General features: G+C 69.1%; 18 protein-coding genes. 13 read left to right on the top strand and 5 right to left on the bottom strand.

Annotated elements, in window-relative coordinates:
• The first annotated feature begins 3 nt into the window (after window positions 1-3).
• Window positions 4-753, top strand: a complete 750-nt coding sequence (locus ACQHIV_RS18590) for a hypothetical protein (RefSeq protein ID WP_427895945.1) — start codon at window positions 4-6, stop codon at window positions 751-753.
• Between the two features lie 16 nt (window positions 754-769).
• Window positions 770-1,237: a ribose-5-phosphate isomerase gene (locus ACQHIV_RS18585; RefSeq protein ID WP_427895944.1), complete on the top strand. Its 468-nt coding sequence runs from the start codon at window positions 770-772 to the stop codon at window positions 1,235-1,237.
• Here ACQHIV_RS18585 and ACQHIV_RS18580 read toward each other — a convergent pair.
• Window positions 1,201-1,422, bottom strand: coding sequence for a hypothetical protein (locus ACQHIV_RS18580; RefSeq protein ID WP_427895943.1), 222 nt, complete (start codon window positions 1,420-1,422; stop codon window positions 1,201-1,203). The two genes, ACQHIV_RS18585 and ACQHIV_RS18580, sit on opposite strands and share 37 nt — an antisense overlap.
• 10 nt (window positions 1,423-1,432) lie before the next feature.
• On the opposite strand from ACQHIV_RS18580, the gene ACQHIV_RS18575 reads away from it, so the two are divergent.
• The 9 genes from ACQHIV_RS18575 (at window position 1,433) to ACQHIV_RS18535 (ending at window position 9,097) form a co-directional block, all read left to right on the top strand.
• Window positions 1,433-2,260 (top strand): Fpg/Nei family DNA glycosylase, encoded by an 828-nt coding sequence (locus ACQHIV_RS18575; protein WP_427895942.1) that lies wholly within the window; start codon window positions 1,433-1,435, stop codon window positions 2,258-2,260.
• A 63-nt stretch (window positions 2,261-2,323) separates the two neighbouring features.
• Complete coding sequence (locus ACQHIV_RS18570; protein ID WP_427895941.1) at window positions 2,324-3,418, top strand: PP2C family protein-serine/threonine phosphatase; 1,095 nt, start codon at window positions 2,324-2,326, stop codon at window positions 3,416-3,418.
• A gap of 116 nt (window positions 3,419-3,534) precedes the next feature.
• On the top strand, window positions 3,535-4,545 hold the full coding sequence (locus tag ACQHIV_RS18565) for a hypothetical protein (protein ID WP_427895940.1): 1,011 nt from the start codon (window positions 3,535-3,537) through the stop codon (window positions 4,543-4,545).
• A 194-nt stretch (window positions 4,546-4,739) separates the two neighbouring features.
• The gene (locus ACQHIV_RS18560; RefSeq protein ID WP_427895939.1) at window positions 4,740-5,762 is read left to right on the top strand and encodes a hypothetical protein; all 1,023 of its coding nucleotides are present in this window, start codon (window positions 4,740-4,742) and stop codon (window positions 5,760-5,762) included.
• A gap of 61 nt (window positions 5,763-5,823) precedes the next feature.
• Window positions 5,824-6,450, top strand: a complete 627-nt coding sequence (locus ACQHIV_RS18555; protein ID WP_427895938.1) for a sortase domain-containing protein — start codon at window positions 5,824-5,826, stop codon at window positions 6,448-6,450.
• An 11-nt stretch (window positions 6,451-6,461) separates the two neighbouring features.
• Window positions 6,462-6,917, top strand: a complete 456-nt coding sequence (locus ACQHIV_RS18550; RefSeq protein WP_427895937.1) for a hypothetical protein — start codon at window positions 6,462-6,464, stop codon at window positions 6,915-6,917.
• Window positions 6,918-6,944: 27 nt separating this feature from the next.
• Entirely contained in the window at window positions 6,945-7,388 is a 444-nt protein-coding gene (locus ACQHIV_RS18545; RefSeq protein ID WP_427895936.1) for a nitroreductase family deazaflavin-dependent oxidoreductase, read from the top strand.
• A 150-nt stretch (window positions 7,389-7,538) separates the two neighbouring features.
• Window positions 7,539-8,261 (top strand): CDP-alcohol phosphatidyltransferase family protein, encoded by a 723-nt coding sequence (locus ACQHIV_RS18540; RefSeq protein ID WP_427895935.1) that lies wholly within the window; start codon window positions 7,539-7,541, stop codon window positions 8,259-8,261.
• A complete protein-coding gene (locus ACQHIV_RS18535; RefSeq protein WP_427895934.1) occupies window positions 8,261-9,097 on the top strand; it encodes a hypothetical protein in 837 nt (278 codons plus the stop codon). The genes ACQHIV_RS18540 and ACQHIV_RS18535 overlap by 1 nt, the downstream gene beginning before the upstream one ends.
• On the opposite strand, the gene ACQHIV_RS18530 is transcribed toward ACQHIV_RS18535, so the two are convergent.
• Entirely contained in the window at window positions 9,098-10,249 is a 1,152-nt protein-coding gene (locus ACQHIV_RS18530) for an AAA family ATPase (protein ID WP_427895933.1), read from the bottom strand.
• Window positions 10,250-10,334: 85 nt separating this feature from the next.
• On the opposite strand from ACQHIV_RS18530, the gene ACQHIV_RS18525 reads away from it, so the two are divergent.
• Both ACQHIV_RS18525 and ACQHIV_RS18520 read left to right on the top strand, forming a co-directional pair.
• Entirely contained in the window at window positions 10,335-11,273 is a 939-nt protein-coding gene (locus ACQHIV_RS18525) for an NAD-dependent epimerase/dehydratase family protein (RefSeq protein WP_427896524.1), read from the top strand.
• Window positions 11,273-12,196 (top strand): RNA polymerase sigma-70 factor, encoded by a 924-nt coding sequence (locus tag ACQHIV_RS18520; RefSeq protein ID WP_427895932.1) that lies wholly within the window; start codon window positions 11,273-11,275, stop codon window positions 12,194-12,196. Before ACQHIV_RS18525 ends, ACQHIV_RS18520 begins: the two co-directional genes overlap by 1 nt.
• Window positions 12,197-12,239: 43 nt before the next feature.
• On the opposite strand, the gene ACQHIV_RS18515 is transcribed toward ACQHIV_RS18520, so the two are convergent.
• The 3 genes from ACQHIV_RS18515 to ACQHIV_RS18505 form a co-directional block, all read right to left on the bottom strand.
• Window positions 12,240-14,111, bottom strand: coding sequence for an ABC transporter ATP-binding protein (locus ACQHIV_RS18515; RefSeq protein WP_427895931.1), 1,872 nt, complete (start codon window positions 14,109-14,111; stop codon window positions 12,240-12,242).
• Window positions 14,108-15,772 carry an ABC transporter ATP-binding protein gene (locus ACQHIV_RS18510; RefSeq protein ID WP_427895930.1) on the bottom strand — a complete coding sequence of 555 codons (1,665 nt, stop codon included), beginning with the start codon at window positions 15,770-15,772 and terminating at the stop codon, window positions 14,108-14,110. The genes ACQHIV_RS18515 and ACQHIV_RS18510 overlap by 4 nt, the downstream gene beginning before the upstream one ends.
• A gap of 311 nt (window positions 15,773-16,083) precedes the next feature.
• Window positions 16,084-17,304, bottom strand: coding sequence for an MFS transporter (locus ACQHIV_RS18505; protein ID WP_427895929.1), 1,221 nt, complete (start codon window positions 17,302-17,304; stop codon window positions 16,084-16,086).
• Window positions 17,305-17,354 lie beyond the last annotated feature (50 nt).

Genomic DNA, 17,354 nt, shown 5'->3' with positions numbered 1-17,354 from the left:
CAGATGACCCTGACCGCAGGCATCGCGGTGTTCGACCGCCAGACCGGCCAGTTCGTCCAGCAGCAGCACGCCGAGCACCAGTTCCGCTCGGCGTCGGTGGTGAAGCTGCTGATCGCGCTCGACTTCTTCTGGGACCGCGGTCCGGAGTACGCCGTACCGGAGGAGGACCGGGCGCGACTCGAGGTGATGCTGCGCAGTAGCGACGACGATGCGGCCAGTTACTACTGGGACCAGCGTGACGGTGCGGCGTTGGTGGAGCGCATGGTCGGGCGGCTCGGGCTGACGCACACAGCCGGGCCGCCCGCGACCCACCCGGGCTTCTGGGGGTACGTCGCCATCACGGCCGCCGACACCGTCCGCATCTACCGGTACCTGCTGGAAGAGGCGCCGGCGCCGGTCCGTGAGTTCGTGATGGGCCAGCTGCACCAGGCGACGCGGAACGGCACCGACGGGTTCGACCAGTACTTCGGGATCCCGTCGGTGTTCGCGCCGGGCTTCAGCATCAAGCAGGGCTGGTCCGGGTTCCAGGGCTCCAGTGGCTACAACACCGACAAGGCGAAGCCTGAGTCCGTGGTTGACCTTGTCAGCGAGGCCTTGCACACCACAGGCACCGTAGGCGCCGACGACCGCACCATCGTCGCCGTTTACACGCTGCACCCGTGCGGTACGCCGTACGAGCAGGCCTATGCCGCTGTGACGCAGCTGACGGCGGCCCTGACTGTGCCGGGCGGCGTGCGGGCAGCGGCGAGCTGACAAGTAGATTGCCGCCATGCGAGTGCACATCGGCTGTGACCACGCCGGCTTCGAACTGAAGAACCACCTGGTGCAGCACCTGACCGCTGCCGGGCACGACGTCGTCGACCACGGTCCGGCGGCGTACGACGCCGTCGACGACTACCCGCCGTACTGCCTGCGCGCCGGGCAGGCCGTGGTCGCGGACCCGGGCAGCCTGGGCATCGTGATCGGCGGTTCGGGCAACGGCGAGCAGATCGCCGCGAACAAGGTGAAGGGCGTCCGGGCGATCCTGGCCTGGAGCACCGACACCGCACGGCTCGGCCGCGAGCACAACAACGCCAACGTGATCAGCGTCGGCGCCCGGATGCACAGCGAGGAGGAGGCCACCGGGTTCATCGACACGTTCCTGGCGACCGACTACTCCGGTGAGGAGCGGCACACCCGGCGGATCGAGATGCTGGACGGCTACGAGTCGACCGGCGAGCTCCCGCCGCTGCCCTGATCGTCGCTGCCCTGATCGCCGCTGCCGTGATCGTCGTCCGGTCCGGTCGCCGGCAGGACCGGCCGGCGGTGCACCGGCTGCCGGGGCTTGGACACGTCCCTCGCCCGCATGCTCCGGCCGGTGCCGACCACGGCCGGACTGGCCGGCGAGGCCTTACCGCCCTTGGAACCACCTGTCGTCCCCATAGAAGGAATCATGCCTGAAGGTCACACCCTGCACCGGCTGGCGAACGACGTCTGGGACGCGTTCGGTGGCCGTACCGTCCGGGCGTCCAGCCCGCAGGGCCGGTTCGCCGACGGCGCCGCGCTGCTCGACGGCCACGTCCTGCGGCTGACCGAGGCCCACGGCAAGCACTTCCTTGCCGACTTCGAGGGCGCCGGCTGGCTGCACATCCACCTGGGGCTGATCGGCACGATGGACCTACGTCGGACTCCTGCGCCAGAGCCGGTCGGCGCGGTCCGGGTCCGGCTGCAGAACGCCACGTCGTACGCCGATCTCCGCGGCGCGACCGTGTGCGAGGTGATCACCGACGAGGAACGCGACAAGCTGCTGAGCCGGCTCGGTCCGGACCCGCTGCGCGACGACGCAGACCCGGAGGCGGCCTGGAAGCGGATCCACCGGAGCAAGCTGCCGATCGGGCAGTTGCTGATGAACCAGGACGTGCTCAGCGGTGTCGGCAACGTGTACCGCGCCGAGGTGCTCTTCCGGGCCAAGCTGAACCCGATGACGCCGGGCAACGTCGTGAAGAAGCGCGAGTGGCAGGGGATGTGGGACGACCTGCTCGAACTGATGAAGTACGGCGTCGAGACCGGTCGGATCGACACGGTCGCCGACGACCACACACCGGAGGCGATGGGACGCGACCCGCGGCAGGACGACCACGGCGGCGAGGTGTACGTGTACCGGCGCCAGGGGCAACGATGCCACGTCTGCCAGTCGGTGATTCGGACGAAGGTCCTCGCGGGCCGTAACTTGTTCTGGTGTCCCAAATGCCAGCGAACCGGTCTCACTCGCAAGAGCTGACAGTCCTCGGTTGTGTCTCGAATTGATGCGCGGACCGATCGGTACCGTTATCTTCTTCACAGCATGAGGAAGAGCGGTGGTCTTGCACTGGTACGACGCATCGGCCGCCGGGTCGAGGCGCTGGGCCGTCGTGCCCGCCGTTCGCACCGGGTCGCGTTCGTCTTCCTGATGCTTCTGCAGCTGATCATCGCGATCGCGGGCCTCGCCTGGCCGGACCTGACGCCGGCCTCGTTCCTGATCGTCCCGCTGGTGGTCGGCGGCGTGCTGCTGCAGTTCCGGGAGCTGGTCGCGCTGTCCGCGATCACCGCGGTCTTCGGGGCGTACGTCGTCCTGTCCCGTGGCCCGTCGCTGCCCCGGTTCGGGTTCGTGCTGGTGCTGCTGGTGGTCGGCTGGATCATGATCACCAGCGCGAAGGTGCGCAGCCGGCTCGGGGTGCCGGGCACCCGCGGCGAGTCGATGCTGATGGAGCTGCGGGACACGCTCACCGCGCAGGGCGAGATGCCGAAGCTGCCGCCCGGCTGGCGGGTCGAGGTCGCGATCCAGTCCGCCGGCGGGTCGACGTTCTCCGGCGACTTCGTGGTGTCGACGGTGCACGACCAGGTGCTCGAGGTCGCGCTGGTCGACGTCTCCGGCAAGGGCATCGACGCCGGGACCCGGGCGCTGCTGCTGTCCGGTGCGTTCGGCGGCCTGCTGGGCGTCGTACCCGAGCAGGAGTTCCTGCATTCGGCGAACCGGTACATCCGGCGGCAGGAGTGGGACGACGACTTCGCCACCGTCGTGCACGTCGCGATCGACCTCGCGACCGGGGAGTTCGACGTACGGACGGCCGGGCATCCGCCGGCGATCCAGTTCGACGCCTGGTCGGGGCGGTGGCAGACGCGGGACGCCGACGGGCCGCTGCTCGGACTGGTCGAGGCGCCCGAGTTCGAGGTGAACCACGGGCAGCTGAAGCTGGGGGACGCGCTGTTCCTGTACAGCGACGGGATGGTGGAGACGCCGCGGCGGGACATCGGCCGCGGTACCGACCGGCTGGCCGGGCACGCGGAACGGCTGGTGGCGCAGGGGTTCCTGGGCGCGGCGCAGGAGCTGGTCGCGACCGCCGGCGGGCCGGGGGACGACTCGGCGATCGTGATCATCCACCGCAAGGCGCATGCCTGAGGCAAGCAAGTCTCTCGTTGTCAGCTTCCGAGTTCGTTGACTTGGGCAACGAGAAGAGCATACTGCTGATGAGATGTCCGCCCGTGTTATGGCCATGTTGACACTGGGGAGCGGGAATGGTCGGCAAGGGGGTTCGTGCTCAGGCTGCCGCGATCGCGGCAGCCGCCGGAGCACTCACAGTCCTGGTCGGTGCCGGGGTGCTGTTGCTGGACTCCGGACGGGGTACGCCGGTGTCGCCGGTGGCCGCGATGGCCGCGCCGCCGGGGAACAACGGGACGATCAAGATCGACGGCGTCGAGGTCGGGGACCGGCCGCCGGACAACAACCCGCACCAGGGGTGCACGTTCACGATCGAGTTCTACAACTTCGATCCTGGGCCGAACTTCGCGACGGTCACCTTCGCCGATCAGCCGCCGACGGCTGACGGTGGGCTGCAGGTGGTGTCGGGGAACCTGAATCCGTTCATCGGCGGTGGGCCGATCAACAGCAGCGGGCTCGACGCGCGCGAGGTCTACACGCTGAAGTTCACCGGCCAGCCACAACCGCAGCAGGGCTACCACGTCAAGGTGACGATCCACGCCGACGGAGCCCAAGGCAACAACACCAAGTCCAAGGTCTTCTGGGTCCAAGGCTGCAACGCCACCCCACCCACCACCCCACCCACAACTCCGCCGACAACCCCGCCCACCACGCCGCCCACGACTCCTCCGACCACACCTCCAACTACACCACCCACGACGCCGCCGACCACGCCGCCGACCACGCCGCCGACCACGCCGCCGACCACGCCGCCGACCACACCTCCAACCACGCCACCCACCACCCAGCCGCCTCCGACTACACCTCCCACGACGCCGGCGAGTACGCCTCCTACTGCGCCCGCGACCACGCCGTCCGGTACTCCGACCCACTCGCCGCGTAGTACTCCGGCGACCTCGCACCAGACGACGGCCGGGGTGCCGACGGCGGTGGAGGCTGGGCTTGCCGGGGTGCCGACGCGGACGGTGGCCGCGACCACCAGCACCGGCAAGAGCGCGACCGGCGGCATCCTGATGACACTCGGCGGGATGCTGCTCGCCGGCGGTGCCATCGCGACCCTCCGCCGCCACGGCCGCCACACCCGCTGACCGAACTTGTCCTCGGCAACAAGCAGCTCACGCACCGGGAAGGTCACCACCAGCCCCCGGTGCGTGGGCGTCAGCGGCAGGCTGTGGAAAACCCAGGATCCACAGGGTCAATCGTTACAGAACCATCTTGACTGCTGTAACGGAACCGAAATACTTCTCCTGGACTTCTTTCCCCTGTTTGCACGAGGACGGACATGACCCACACGGGTGTTCGCTCCCGCGCGGCCGGCATCTTCGCCGGCGCCGGAGCGCTCTCACTGCTACTCGGCGCCGCGGCCCTGCTCGTCGCGCCCCAGGCCAACGCCGACCAGGCCACCAAGGATCCGAAGGGCAACAACGGCACCGTAAAGATCGAGAACGCCGACTTCCAGAGCCTGCCGCCGGACAACAACCCGCACCAGGGGTGCAAGTTCAGTGTCGAGTTCTACAACTTCGACAAGGGTGACTACTACGCCACCGTCACCTTCGAGGAGCACGCGCCGACGAAGGGCAGCGGGCTCACAGTTGTCTCCGGCAACCTGCACCCATTCATCGGCGAGGATCCGGCGAAGGGTGGCACCGACCTCGATGCGCGTGAGGTCTACGAGCTGAAGTTCACCGGTCAGCCGCAGCCGCAGCAGGGCTATCACGTGAAGCTGACCGTGAACGCGCCCGGCTCGATCGGCGCGGACAAGAAGCACAAGGTGTTCTGGGTGAAGGGCTGCGACGCCCCGCCCACCACGCCGCCGTCGACCCCGCCGACCACGACGGACACGCCGCCCGCGACCACCGACACCCCGCCGGCGACGACTGACACGCCACCGGCGACCACGGACACGCCGCCCGCGACGACCGACACGCCCCCGGCCACGACCGACACCCCTCCGGCGACCAGCGACACGCCGCCGGCCACGACGGACACGCCTCCGGCGACCAGTGACACGCCTCCGGCGACCACCGCGCCGCCGGGCTCGTCTGAGTCTCCGTCGGCGACGACCCCGGCTTCGCCCGGTACGTCGGCCAGTACTCCGGCCGCGGGTGGGCCGTCCGAGACGCCGACGGGCGGCGTACCGACCGAGGTCGACGCCGGCTTCGGCGGCACGGCGGGCGGTTCGCTTGCCGGTGGCAACGGTCCGTTCGGGCTGGTGGGCGGTCTGCTGCTCGCCGCCGGTGGTGCGATGCTCGCCGGTGGTGGATTCGTCGCGCTGCGGCGCCGCGGAAAGCACAGCCAGGCCTGAGATGACCCCCGCCCGTCGCCGTGGCCGTCCCGCTCCGTTCCGGTGGAGCGGGGTGGTCGCGGTGGCGGGCGCGGGGGTACTGGCGGCCGGCGCGTACCTGCAGTTCGGCGGTGACGACCACGCGGGCGCGGCGCCCCGGCCGTCCCCGTCGGCCCAGTCCGCGCCGTCGCCCGCCGGATCGTCGGGTACACCAACGAGTAGGTCGGTCCCGAAGCCGGTCGGGCCGACCGGCCGGATGCCGGTGGTGACCCGCCCCGGCCGTCCGACCGGCATCACGATCCCGCAGCTCGACGTGAACGCGCCCGTCGTCTCGATCAAGGCGGTCCACTCCGCCCTCACCCCGCCGTCCGACCCGACGACGGTCGGCTGGTGGTCGGGCGGCGCACAGCCTGGGGGCAAACGCGGTTCGGCCGTCATCACCGGCCACACGGTCCACACCGGCGGCGGGGCCTTCGACGACCTCGGCAAGCTCGCGCCGGGTTCGGTGGTGCAGGTCGCCACGGTGCGGGGCAAGTTGCAGTACCGGGTCGCCACGGTCACGACGTACCGGAAGGCGACGTTGGCGAAGCGGGCGGCGCAGGTGTTCGACCAGGGTGTCAGCGGCCGGCTGGTGCTGGTCACGTGCGAGGACTGGAACGGGCAGGTGTACCTCAGCAACGTTGTCGTGGTCGCCCTGCCGATGGCGTAGCCTGCTCCGTCGTGACGATCGATGGGCTGGGCGACACCTTCGGCGCGGATCGGGCCGCACCGGACGTCTCGTTCGACGAACTGGTCGCGATGATGCCGGACACGTTGCGCGAGGTGTTCCCGCCGTACCGCTGGCAGCTCGCGAAGCTGTGGGAGCTGGACCTGAAGGTGGAGCCGGTCGAGATCGCGGACCTGGTCTGGATGTTCGACCTGCCGCTGTGGCAGCTCGCGGGGGAGCGGTTCAAGGTCACCCCGCACCAGGTCGCGGAGACGCCGATGAACTTCCGCGCGCACTACCAGCGGGTGATGGACGCGGACCTGGACTTCCCGATCAACCTGGTCGCGTACCGCGGCCGGCTGGTGGTGCTGGACGGCATGCACCGGCTGCTGAAGGCGCACTTCCTGCGCCGCCGCTGGATCGAGGCCACGCTCGCCACCGCGACCCAGTTGCGGTCCTGCGCGCCGTGACGGCGCGATGCCCCTAGTATTGGTGACATGACATCAAACTCTGACGACGAGTACGTGCCGAGCACCGCGGGCTGGGTCCGGGACCAGGTCGACAAGGTGACCGAGGCCGGGACCACCGACGCGGTCAGCATCCAGGGCATGAAGGTGGTGCTGCTGACGATGCGCGGCGCCAAGTCCGGGAAGATCCGCAAGGTGCCGGTCATGCGGGTCGAGCACGACGGCGTGTACGCCGCGTTCGCCTCGCTCGGCGGCGCCCCGAAGAACCCGGTCTGGTACAACAACCTGAAGGCCGACCCGAAGGTCACCCTGCAGGACGGCGACGTCGCCGGCGAGTACGTCGCCCGCGAGATCGACGGCGCGGAGTACGACGAGTGGTGGGTCCGCGGCGTCGACGCCTACCCGCCGTACGCCGAGTACCAGACCAAGACCTCCCGCAAGATTCCGGTGTTCCTGCTGGACCGGGTCAACTAAGTCCTTGCAAAGATCTCGCTCCGGATGACGGTCGGTGACAGGAGCGGGACCAGGCTTGTGAGACGCTGGCGGCGGCCGGGTTCACCTTGACCCGGGCCGGCGCTCTGCGTCGGATGAGTTCTGGGAGTTGTCCTGACCACACACGACGCGGTGCGGGAACCGTTCGTCGGGTCGACGCGGCTGCGTCTGGCCGGACTGGCACTGCATGCCTATACCGCGAGCGGAACGGTGCTCGCGCTGCTGATCGTGATCGCCGCCATCGACGGCGACGCCGTCCGGGCGCTCTGGCTCGGGCTGGCGGCCCTGGTGATCGACGGTACCGACGGGATGCTCGCGCGCCGGCTGCGGGTGAAGGAGACCATCCCGTGGTTCGACGGGGCGATGCTCGACAACATCGTCGACTACCTCACGTACGCCTTCGCGCCGATCGTGCTGCTCTGGACCGGCGGGTACCTCCCGGCCGGTACCTGGGGCGCGGTGCTCGGCGCGCTGCCGCTGCTGGCGTCGAGCTACCAGTTCTGCCGGGTCGACGCGAAGACCGAGGACCACTTCTTCCTGGGCTTCCCGAGCTACTGGAACGTGGTCGCGTTCTACATCATCGTGCTAGGCCTCAGCCCGGTCGTCACCGGCGTACTGCTGGTGGTGTTCTCGGCGCTGGTGTTCATCCCGGTGAAGTACGTGTACCCGTCGCGGACCAAGGCGTTCCGCTCGCTGAACCTGCTGACCACGGCGATCTGGCTGGCGTCGTACGCCGTACTCCTGGCGCAGATGCCGCACCCGAACGTGGTGGTCGTGGTGATCTCGCTGGCGTACCTGGTGTACTACGCGGGCCTCAGCCTGTACCTCACGTGGCGTCGTAGGGTCGTCGCGTAGTGGTTCTCGGCCTGGGGGCGGCGCTCGGCGCCGCGGTGCTGTTCGGTGTCGGGGCGATCCTGCAGGCTGTCGGTTCGCGGAAGGTGCCGACCGAGTCGGAGCTGGATCCGCGGCGGCTCGGCGGGTTCGTGGTCAAGCTGCTCAAGCAGCCCGCGTTCCTCGGCGCGCTGGCGCTGAACCTGGCGGGTTTCGGGCTGCACTTCGTCGCCCTGCGGCTGCTGCCGCTGTACCTGGCCCAGGCGGGGATCGCGGTCAGCCTGGTGGTCACGGCGCTGCTCGCGACCCGGTTGATGTCGGACCGGCTGAGTGCGCTCGAGTGGTCGGCGGTGATCGGCGTGGTGGTCGGGCTCGGCCTGCTCGCGGTCGCGGCGGGCGACGCGGGCGCGGCCGCCCAGCACCACGGGCTCACCATCGGCATCATCGTCGGCCTCGTCACGATCGCCGTACTGGGTGCTGTCGCGAGCCGTTCGCAACATGGTGCCTCGACCGCGCTCCTCGGTCTGCTGGCCGGTCTCGGGTACGCCGGGGTCGCGATCTCCGCGCGCCTGCTCAAGGACGGGTCGCTGGCCGAGCTGTTCCACAGCCCGACCCTGTACACGCTGCCGATCAGCGGAGCGCTCGCGTTCATCCTGTACTCGCTGGCCCTGCAGCGCGGTTCGGTGACGCTGGCGACCACGCCGATGATCGCGCTGCAGACGATCACCCCGGCCGCCGTGGGCGTGTTCGTGCTGAACGACGCCGTACGGTCAGGCTGGTGGCCGGCCGCGATCGCGGGCTTCCTGCTGTCGGCGACAGGTTCCGTGATCCTGGTCCGCTTCGAGAGCGTCAAGCACTAGCTACCGGCTGGGCCACTTCCAGGGCGGCTCGTCGAGCGGGCCCTGGCCGGTGATCGTGGTGGCGCCTTTCTCCTTCAGCAGTTCGATTGTCTGGAGGTCAGGGGAGAGTGCCTCCAGCGCGCTGATGAACGGGCGGGAGTGCGAGACGACGATCACCTGGGTCTCCTTGGCCGCGGTGACGACCAGGTTGGCCAGGGCCGGCAGCAGGTCCGGATGCAGGCTCGTTTCGGGCTCGTTGAGGACCAGGAGCTCGGGCGGCCGCGGCGTGAGCAGCGCGGCGACCCACAGCAGGTACCGCAGGGTGCCGTCGGACAGCTCGGCGCCCGAGAGCGGCCGGAGCAGCCCGTGCTGGTGGAACGCGATCTCGAACCGCCCCGCGGTGTTGACGACCTCGATCCGGCTACCCGGGAACGCCAGCTCGATCGCCTCGTCCAGCACGCCACGCGGCCCCAGTTCGCGGACGGTCTGCAGCGCGGCCGCGACGTCCGCTCCGTCAGGGGCGAGTACGGCGGTCCGCGTGCCGACCTGCACCAACCGGGCGGGCGCGGTGGCGTCGGTCCGGAAGTGATCGTAGAACCGCCAGCCCCGCAGGCGTTCCCGCACCACCATCAGCTCCGGCGCCCGCTCGGGATCGGCGAACTCGCTGAGCATGCTGTCGAACGTCTGCAACTTGTGCCCCGCGCGCTGCCACTCTCCGCTCGCCGACCGGATCCGCACTTCGCTGTTGCTGCGCTCCACCAGGAGCGCCGCCGGCCGCAGGAACGGGCCGGCCCACAGCGCCTCCCGTTTGATCTCCGGATCCAGGTCGAACTGCGACCCGTGCGCGATCGGCAGCCCGAGATCCATCAGGTAGCCGTAGTCGTCGCCCGCGAAACCCATCCGCAACGTCACCGGCCCGGTCCGCCGCGTCCCCTGCGTAGGCCGGTCCTTGCGCACATGCTCCGGCCCGGCCCACAACGTCGACTGCAGCCCGCCTTCCCGCGCCAACGCCGCCACGGCCCCGTTCCGCGACGCATCGGCCAGCAACCGCAGCGCCTTGTACAAACTCGACTTCCCGGTCCCGTTGGCGCCGGTCATCACGTTCAACCCACCCAACGGCATGACAACCCGCCGCAGCGACCGGTAGTTCTCCACTGCCAGCGTCGTGAGCATGAGGACCAAGCTACAGACGCCTTCGGACAAACCCGATGTCACAGGATTCGGGGCTGTCTCGTCTCGGGGGTTAAAGACGAGGAGGATGAAGATGCGGGTGTTTGTGGCTGGTGGGAGTGGGGTGCTCGGGCGGCGGCTGGTGCCTCAGTTGGTGGCGCGGGGGCACCAGGTGACTGCTACCACGACCAGTGCGGGCAAGCTGGGGTTGTTGAAGGCTGCTGGTGCTGACGGTGTGGTGATGGACGGGCTGGACGGTGCGGCCGTAGGTGAGGCTGTAGCCCTGGCTAAGCCGGACGTGATCGTGCACCAGATGACGGCGATCTCCATGACACATGCGGGCAAACCGGACATCAAGCATCCGGACAAGTGGTTCGCGAAGACCAACCGGCTCCGTACGGAAGGCACGGACCACCTCTTGGCGGCAGCTGAGGCCGTAGGTGTCCCGCACTTCGTTGCGCAGGGCTACGCGAGCTGGAACGGCATCCGCGAAGGCGGTTGGGTCAAGACGGAAGAGGACCCGCTCGACCTCCTGGAAGGCACAGCCGCCAACGTAGGCCTCAAGGCACTCGGCAGGATCGAGGACCTGGTGCTGAAGATCGGTGGTGCGGTCATGCGGTACGGCGCGTTCTACGGGCGCGGGGCCATCGACGACCAGGTGGAGCTTGTACGCAAACGCCAGTACCCGCTCGTCGGGCGGGGGACTGGCTACAGTTCTTGGGTGCACCTGGACGACGCTGCGAGCGCAACGGTGCTGGCTGTCGAGCAGAAGGTCACGGGCGTGTTCAACATCGTCGACGACGACCCTGCGCCGGCCAGCGACTGGCTGCCGTACCTGGCGCAGTGTGCGGGTGCTAAGCCGCCCATGCGCATCCCGGTGTGGCTGGCGCGACCGCTGGCAGGAGACCAGGCTGTGGTGATGATGACCGAAGGCCGTGGCTTCTCCAACGCCAAGGCGAAGCGGGACCTTGGTTGGCGGCTGCAATACCCGTCCTGGCGCCAGGGCTTCAAGGCTGAGCTGAGCTGATGCCTTCCAAGGACGAGCAGTTCGAGGAGCTACGGCCGCTGCTGTTCTCGATCGCGTACCGCATCCTCGGCAGCGTCAGCGAGGCCGAGGACGCCGTACAGGACACCTGGCTGCGGTACGCCGGTACGCCGACAGAACCCGTCTCCACAAAGGCCTTCCTGTCCGCGGTCGTCGCCCGCATCTCTGTCGACGTACTGCGCTCCGCCCGTCGGCGGCGGGAGGAGTACGTCGGGCCGTGGTTCCCGGAGCCGTTGCTGTCCGACCCGTACGAGGACCCGGAGCGGGCGGCCGAGCTGGCGGACTCCGTGTCGATGGCGGCGCTGCTCCTGCTGGAGCGGTTGTCGCCGTTGGAGCGGGCGGCGTTCGTGCTGCGGGAGGTGTTCGGGTTCGGGTTCGCGGAGGTGGCGGCGGCGGTGGGGCGGTCGGAGGTGGCGTGCCGGCAGCTCGTCGTACGGGCGCGCCGGCACATGGACGCGGGGCGGCCGCGGTTCGCGGCGGATCGGCGGGAGCGGGACGAGCTCGCGGTGCGGTTCTTCGGGGCGTTCCGGGACGGGGACGTCGGGACGTTGATGGAGTTCCTGGCGGCCGACGTACAGCTGGTCGGGGACGCCGGCGGGAAGGCGCCGCAATGGGGGCGTGGACTGATCGTCGGTGCGGCGAACGTGGCGCGGATGCTGGCGGGGCTGGCGGAGCCGTTCGCGCGGATCGGCGGGGTGGTCGAGCCGCACGAGGTGAACGGGCAGCCGGGGGCGATTTTCCGCGACGGCGACGGGCGCGTGGTGAACACCTGGACGCTGGACATCGCCGACGGCCGGATCCAGGCGATCCGCGCGGTGGTGAACCCGGACAAACTCCACCACGTCGGCCCGGTCGCGGACGCGTGGTCTGTGGTCAGGGAGGCGGGCGCCGCCCGCCGCTCATGAGAAAGGGGCGCAGCCAGTAGCCGCGCCCCTTCCCCTGATGCTGTTACGCCAGGGACTCTTCCCAGGCCTGGTGCAGGCCGGCGTAGTGGCCGTCGACCGTGATCAGGTGGTCCGGTGAACCGTCCTCGATGATCTGGCCGTACTCGAGCACCAGCACCCGGTCCGCGGTCTCCACCGTGGACAGCCGGTGCGCGATCACGATCGCGGTCCGGTCCGCCAGGATGGTCTTGAGCGCCCGCTGGATCAGCCGTTCGCTCGGGATGTCCAGGCTCGACGTCGCCTCGTCCAGGATCAGCACCGCCGGGTTCGCCAGGAATGCCCGGGCAAACGCGACCAGCTGCCGCTGACCGGCCGACAGCCGCGACCCGCGCTTCTCGACCGCGGTGTCGTACCCGTTCGGCAGCGCGCTGATGAACTCGTGCGCCCCGATCACCTTGGCGGCCTCGACGACCTCCTCCATGGTCGCGTCCGGCTTGCCGAACCGGATGTTGTCGGCCACCGATCCGGTGAACAGGAAGTTCTCCTGGGTCACCATCACGACCCGCTCGCGCAGGTCGTCCTCGGTCAGGTCCCGCAGGTCCACGCCGTCGAGCAGCACCTGGCCGCCGGTCGGGTCGTAGAACCGCGACACCAGCTTCGCGATCGTGGTCTTGCCGGCGCCCGTCGTACCGACCAGCGCGAGCGTCTGGCCTGCCGGTACGTCGAGCTGCAGCCCGGGCAGCACCGGTACGCCGTCGACGTACTCGAACCGGACGTTCCGCAGCTCCAGCTGACCGTGCGCCGTGCCGGGCTTGACCGGCTGGACCGGCTCCGGCACGTCCGGGGTCTCGTTCAGTACGCCGGACAGCTTCTCCAGCGCCGCCGAGGCGGACAGGAACGTGTTGTAGAACTGCGTGATGTCCTGCAGCGGCTCGAAGAACTGCCGCAGGTACAGCAGGAACGCGGTCAGTACGCCGACCGTCACGTGCCCGTGGTACGCCTGGTAACCGCCGTACGCCAGGATCGCGACGATCGTGATGTTGCCGACGCCCTTGATGGCCGGCATGAACACCGCGTTCAGCCGGAACGACTCCAGGTTCGCCTTCCGGTAGCGGTCGTTGACCCCGTGGAAGATCTCCTCGTTGCGCGGCTCCCGGCGGAACGCCTGCACCGCGCGGATCCCGGTCATCGACTCGACGAAGTGCACGATGACGAGTACGACGGCCTCCCGGGTCTGCCGGTAGACGACCGCGGACCGCTTCCGGAACCAGGCCGTCAGCACCAGCAGCGCCGGGAACGAGAGCAGCGCGATCAGACCGAGCTTGACGTCCAGCGTGAGCAGGATGATCGACGTACCGACCAGAGTCAGCACGGCGGTCACCAGGCTGTCGAACCCGCTGGCCAGCATCTCGTCGATGACCTGCACGTCGGACGTCAGCCGGGAGATCACCCGACCGGACGTGAACCGGTCGTGGAAGGCCGGGCTCAACCGCTGGAAGTGGTCGAACACCCGCTTCCGCAGCCCGAGCAGGATGGTCTGGCCGAGCCGGCCGGAGCGCATCAGGAAGATCTGCCGTGCCCACGCCTGCAGCAACGCCGACACGAGAACGGCGATGACGATCGTGATCAGCGTCTTCGAGCCCTCGCCCGCCAGGATCGGCGGGATGCCCTTGTCGATGCCGAGGTGGACCAGGTACGGCACCGCGAGCCGGGCGCCGTTCTCGACGATCACGATCACCACCAGCAGCCAGATCAGCTTCTGGTAGGGCCGGAGCAGCTCACCGAGCAGCTTCCGGGAGTCCTCCTTCAGCCGGATGCTGGTCGCGCGGGAGATCTCCCGGTCGGGGTCCTCCTCGAACAACCCGCGCCACTTCTGCTCCTCGGGCTGCTCTTGCTGTTCCTTGTCCTGAGGAGGTGTCTGCTGGGTCGTCGTCATGCGTGCACCTCCTCTTCCTCCGCTGCCAGCAGGTGCCGGTACGCCGGTACCGTCGCCAGCAGTTCCTGATGGGTTCCTACGTGGGTGACCGTGCCGTTCTGCAGGAGCGCGACCTTGTCGGCCAGCATCACGGTGGACGCACGGTGCGCGACCACGATGCCGGTGGTGTCGGAGAGCACGTTCTGCAGCGCTTCCTCGACCAGGGCCTCGGTGTGTACGTCGAGAGCCGACAGGGTGTCGTCCAGCACCAGTACGGCCGGCTTGGCGAGCACGGCGCGCGCCAGGGCGAGCCGTTGCCGCTGGCCACCGGACAGCGACATGCCCTGCTCGCCGACCCGGGTCTCCAGACCCCACGGCAGGTCGTTGGCGAACTGTGCCTGTGCGACCTCCAGCGCCTGCTGTACCTCTGCTTCAGAGGCGTCGGGCCTGCCGAGCGTCAGGTTTTCCCGGACGCTCATGGAGAACAGCGTCGGGTCGTCGAACGCGGACGCGACCGCCGTCCGCAGCGACACCAGAGACAGGTCCCGGATGTCGTGGCCGTCGATGGTGATCCGGCCTGCCGTCACGTCGTACAGGCGGGGCACCAGCGCGGTCAGTGTGGTCTTGCCCGAGCCGGTGGCGCCGACCAGGGCGAGCGTCGTACCCGGAGCCAGGTCCAGGTTGATGTCGTGCAGCACCTCGGTCGAGTCGTCGGAGAACCGGAAGCCGACGTTCTCGAAGCGCAGGTGCCCGCGGGACCCGGTGAGCTCCTCCGGGCCGGACTTGATCACCGAGTAGGTGTCGAGGATCTCGCTGATCCGGTCCGCCGCGGTCATCGCCTCCTGCGCCATCGCCAGGATCGCTCCCAGCGAGGTGACCGGCCAGACCAGCGACAGCATCAGCGTGATGAACGCGACCAGGGTGCCGAGCGTGATCGCCTCCCGGCCGACGGCGAGCGCGCCGAGCAGCAGCACGATCACCAGGGTCAGGTTCGGGATCACGCCGAGGAAGCTCCAGAACCGGCTGGCGAGCCGGACCTTCGCGACCTCGGTGTCGTACAGCGTGGTGGCCTCGTCGTCGAACTGCGACTGCACGTACGGCCGGCGGCCGAACGCCTTGATCACCCGGAAGCCGAGCGCGGACTCCTCGATCCGGGTGGCCAGGTCGCCCTGCTGGTCCTGCACCTTGCGGGAGATCCGCAGGTACTTCTTCTCGAACTTCAGCGACACCGTGACGATCGGCACGGCGGCGACCAGGACGACCAGGCCGAGTGGCCAGTACAGCTGGAGCAGCAGGATCGTGACCACGATCAGTTGCAGGATGTTCATCACCAGGAACAGCAGGCCGAAGCCCATGAACCGGCGGATCGTGGACAGGTCGGTGGTCACTCGGGAGAGCAGTTGACCGCTCTGCCAGCGGGTGTGGAACTCCATCGGCAGCGACTGCAGCCGGACGTACAGGTCGTGCCGCAGCGTGGCCTCGAGGTCGCTGACGGTCCGGGACTGCGCCCAGCGGCGCATCCAGACCAGGATGACCTCGGAGATGCTGAGACCGAGGGCCAGCAGGGCCAGCGGGACCAGCATGCTCAGCTCGCGGCGGGTGACCGGGCCGTCGATGATGGCCTTGGTGACCAGCGGGACGCTGAGGCTGACGCCGACGCCGAGCATGGCGGTGGTGAACATCACCGTCAGCCGCCAGCGGTGTGGCTTCAAATAGGGACGCAGCCGCCAGAGGTTTCGGCTACGTTCGGGGGCATGGGTGGAAGGGGCTGCGATCGACGGCGCTTGGGCACGGTGCTCGGAGGGCATCTGGACGGGCGCACTTCCCATCTACTTCGGATCGAAAGGGGCTTGGCGACCTGAAAACGGCGCACTTTCCAGTATCGCCCACCAGGTAAGCGCTTGTCCTGCCAATTCCATTCCCGGTGAATGAATCGCAATAGGCCGTCGCGGCCGCACGCGGAAGAGGCCTCCGGACCTATCACGGATCGCTATCAGTCCCGCGCGATCGATCGCGCGACCTCGGGCAGCACCCGCAATCCGCGCAGTGGCGAGACCGCCGCGACCAGGAACCCGGCAAGCATGCCGGCGGTGACGATCAGCAGCGTGGGCCGAATGCCGAGCGCGGTAGCGAGTCCTCCGCCGGCGACGGCGCCGACCGTCTGCCCACCGATGACGAGGGTCCGCCAGGACGCGGTCACCTGCCCCAGAAGACCCGGTGGCGCCATCGCCTGCCGCAAGGTGCGTTGCGGTACGGCGAACAGTGACATGCCGAGCCCGGTGCACACCTGTCCGAGAAGGATGACCGGTGTCAGGCCGGTGAACAGAGAGACGCCGGTCAGTGACGCAAGGAATACGCCGGACAGATAAGAGCGACCGATGCCGGCACGTGCGCACCATGGCCCGGCGACAAACGTGCCGGCCACCGTGGCGGCGCCGAACGTGGTCAGGCTCAGCCCGACGAACGCCGGCGACCTGTGCAGCTCGCGGACCAGGAACAGCACCACGAGCGGTCCCTGCATCGCTCCGGCCATGGCCGCAATTGCCGCCGACGTGACGAGCGGCCTGAGCATCCGGTCGCCGAACAGCACCCGCAGCCCCGCAGTCAGCCGTACCTCCGACCGTGGCCGCGCGGGCGGCCGCTCCGGCTCACGGATGAGGTACGCCGTCACCGTGGACACGACGTACGACGCCGCGTCGACAAGGATCGTGAACGGTGCCGTGAGCACCTGGACGAGCAGGCCGGCCGCGGACGGCCCTAGCGTCGACGCGAGGTTCAGGTTGAGCAGGGCCGCGCTGTTGGCGCGCATGAGGTCCTCGCGCGGCACCAGGGCCGGGATGATCGTCTGTGATGCGGTGTCGAAGAGCAGAGTCAGTACTCCGGTCAGTACGGCGACGACGTACAGCTGCTCGATCCCTAGCCGGCCGAGGGCCGCCGCCAGGGGCACAGAACCGAGCAGTACGAGCCGGCCGAGGTCTGTCCAGATCATCACGCGGCGCAGGGACCACCTGTCGACCCAGACACCGGCCAGGAGCCCGAAGACCAGGTGCGGAGCGATGGACAGCGCCGACAGCGCACCCATCTCCACCGCCGAGGCATGCAGAGTTACGACGGCTACCAACGGCAGGGCGACCGTGGTGACCGCACTACCCGACGCGGACACCAGCTGGCCGACCCAGAGCTTCCGGAACTCGCCTCGCACGACCCATGCCATGACGGTGAACCTGTCACGCAGCAGAGCCGCCCGACTACGCCTGTTCGCCT

Origin of the sequence: Kribbella polygonati (assembly GCF_050320105.1) — a bacterium.
Classification (GTDB): domain Bacteria; phylum Actinomycetota; class Actinomycetes; order Propionibacteriales; family Kribbellaceae; genus Kribbella.
The sequence above is the reverse complement of the archived record's forward strand: the minus strand, read 5'-3'. Positions and strand labels throughout refer to the sequence as shown.

Excerpts from the sequence above, each read along its gene's own strand:
- ACQHIV_RS18575 (WP_427895942.1), top strand. The coding sequence starts at position 1,433 with ATGCCTGAAGGTCACACCCTGCACCGGCTGGCGAACGACGTCTGGGAC.
- ACQHIV_RS18515 (WP_427895931.1), bottom strand. The coding sequence starts at position 14,111 with ATGACGACGACCCAGCAGACACCTCCTCAGGACAAGGAACAGCAAGAG.
- ACQHIV_RS18570 (WP_427895941.1), top strand. The coding sequence starts at position 2,324 with ATGAGGAAGAGCGGTGGTCTTGCACTGGTACGACGCATCGGCCGCCGG.
- ACQHIV_RS18510 (WP_427895930.1), bottom strand. The coding sequence starts at position 15,772 with ATGTTCACCACCGCCATGCTCGGCGTCGGCGTCAGCCTCAGCGTCCCG.
- ACQHIV_RS18505 (WP_427895929.1), bottom strand. The coding sequence starts at position 17,304 with ATGGCATGGGTCGTGCGAGGCGAGTTCCGGAAGCTCTGGGTCGGCCAG.
- ACQHIV_RS18590 (WP_427895945.1), top strand. The coding sequence starts at position 4 with ATGACCCTGACCGCAGGCATCGCGGTGTTCGACCGCCAGACCGGCCAG.
- ACQHIV_RS18545 (WP_427895936.1), top strand. The coding sequence starts at position 6,945 with ATGACATCAAACTCTGACGACGAGTACGTGCCGAGCACCGCGGGCTGG.
- ACQHIV_RS18520 (WP_427895932.1), top strand. The coding sequence starts at position 11,273 with ATGCCTTCCAAGGACGAGCAGTTCGAGGAGCTACGGCCGCTGCTGTTC.
- ACQHIV_RS18585 (WP_427895944.1), top strand. The coding sequence starts at position 770 with ATGCGAGTGCACATCGGCTGTGACCACGCCGGCTTCGAACTGAAGAAC.
- ACQHIV_RS18580 (WP_427895943.1), bottom strand. The coding sequence starts at position 1,422 with ATGGGGACGACAGGTGGTTCCAAGGGCGGTAAGGCCTCGCCGGCCAGT.
- ACQHIV_RS18560 (WP_427895939.1), top strand. The coding sequence starts at position 4,740 with ATGACCCACACGGGTGTTCGCTCCCGCGCGGCCGGCATCTTCGCCGGC.
- ACQHIV_RS18525 (WP_427896524.1), top strand. The coding sequence starts at position 10,335 with ATGAAGATGCGGGTGTTTGTGGCTGGTGGGAGTGGGGTGCTCGGGCGG.
- ACQHIV_RS18530 (WP_427895933.1), bottom strand. The coding sequence starts at position 10,249 with ATGCTCACGACGCTGGCAGTGGAGAACTACCGGTCGCTGCGGCGGGTT.
- ACQHIV_RS18565 (WP_427895940.1), top strand. The coding sequence starts at position 3,535 with ATGGTCGGCAAGGGGGTTCGTGCTCAGGCTGCCGCGATCGCGGCAGCC.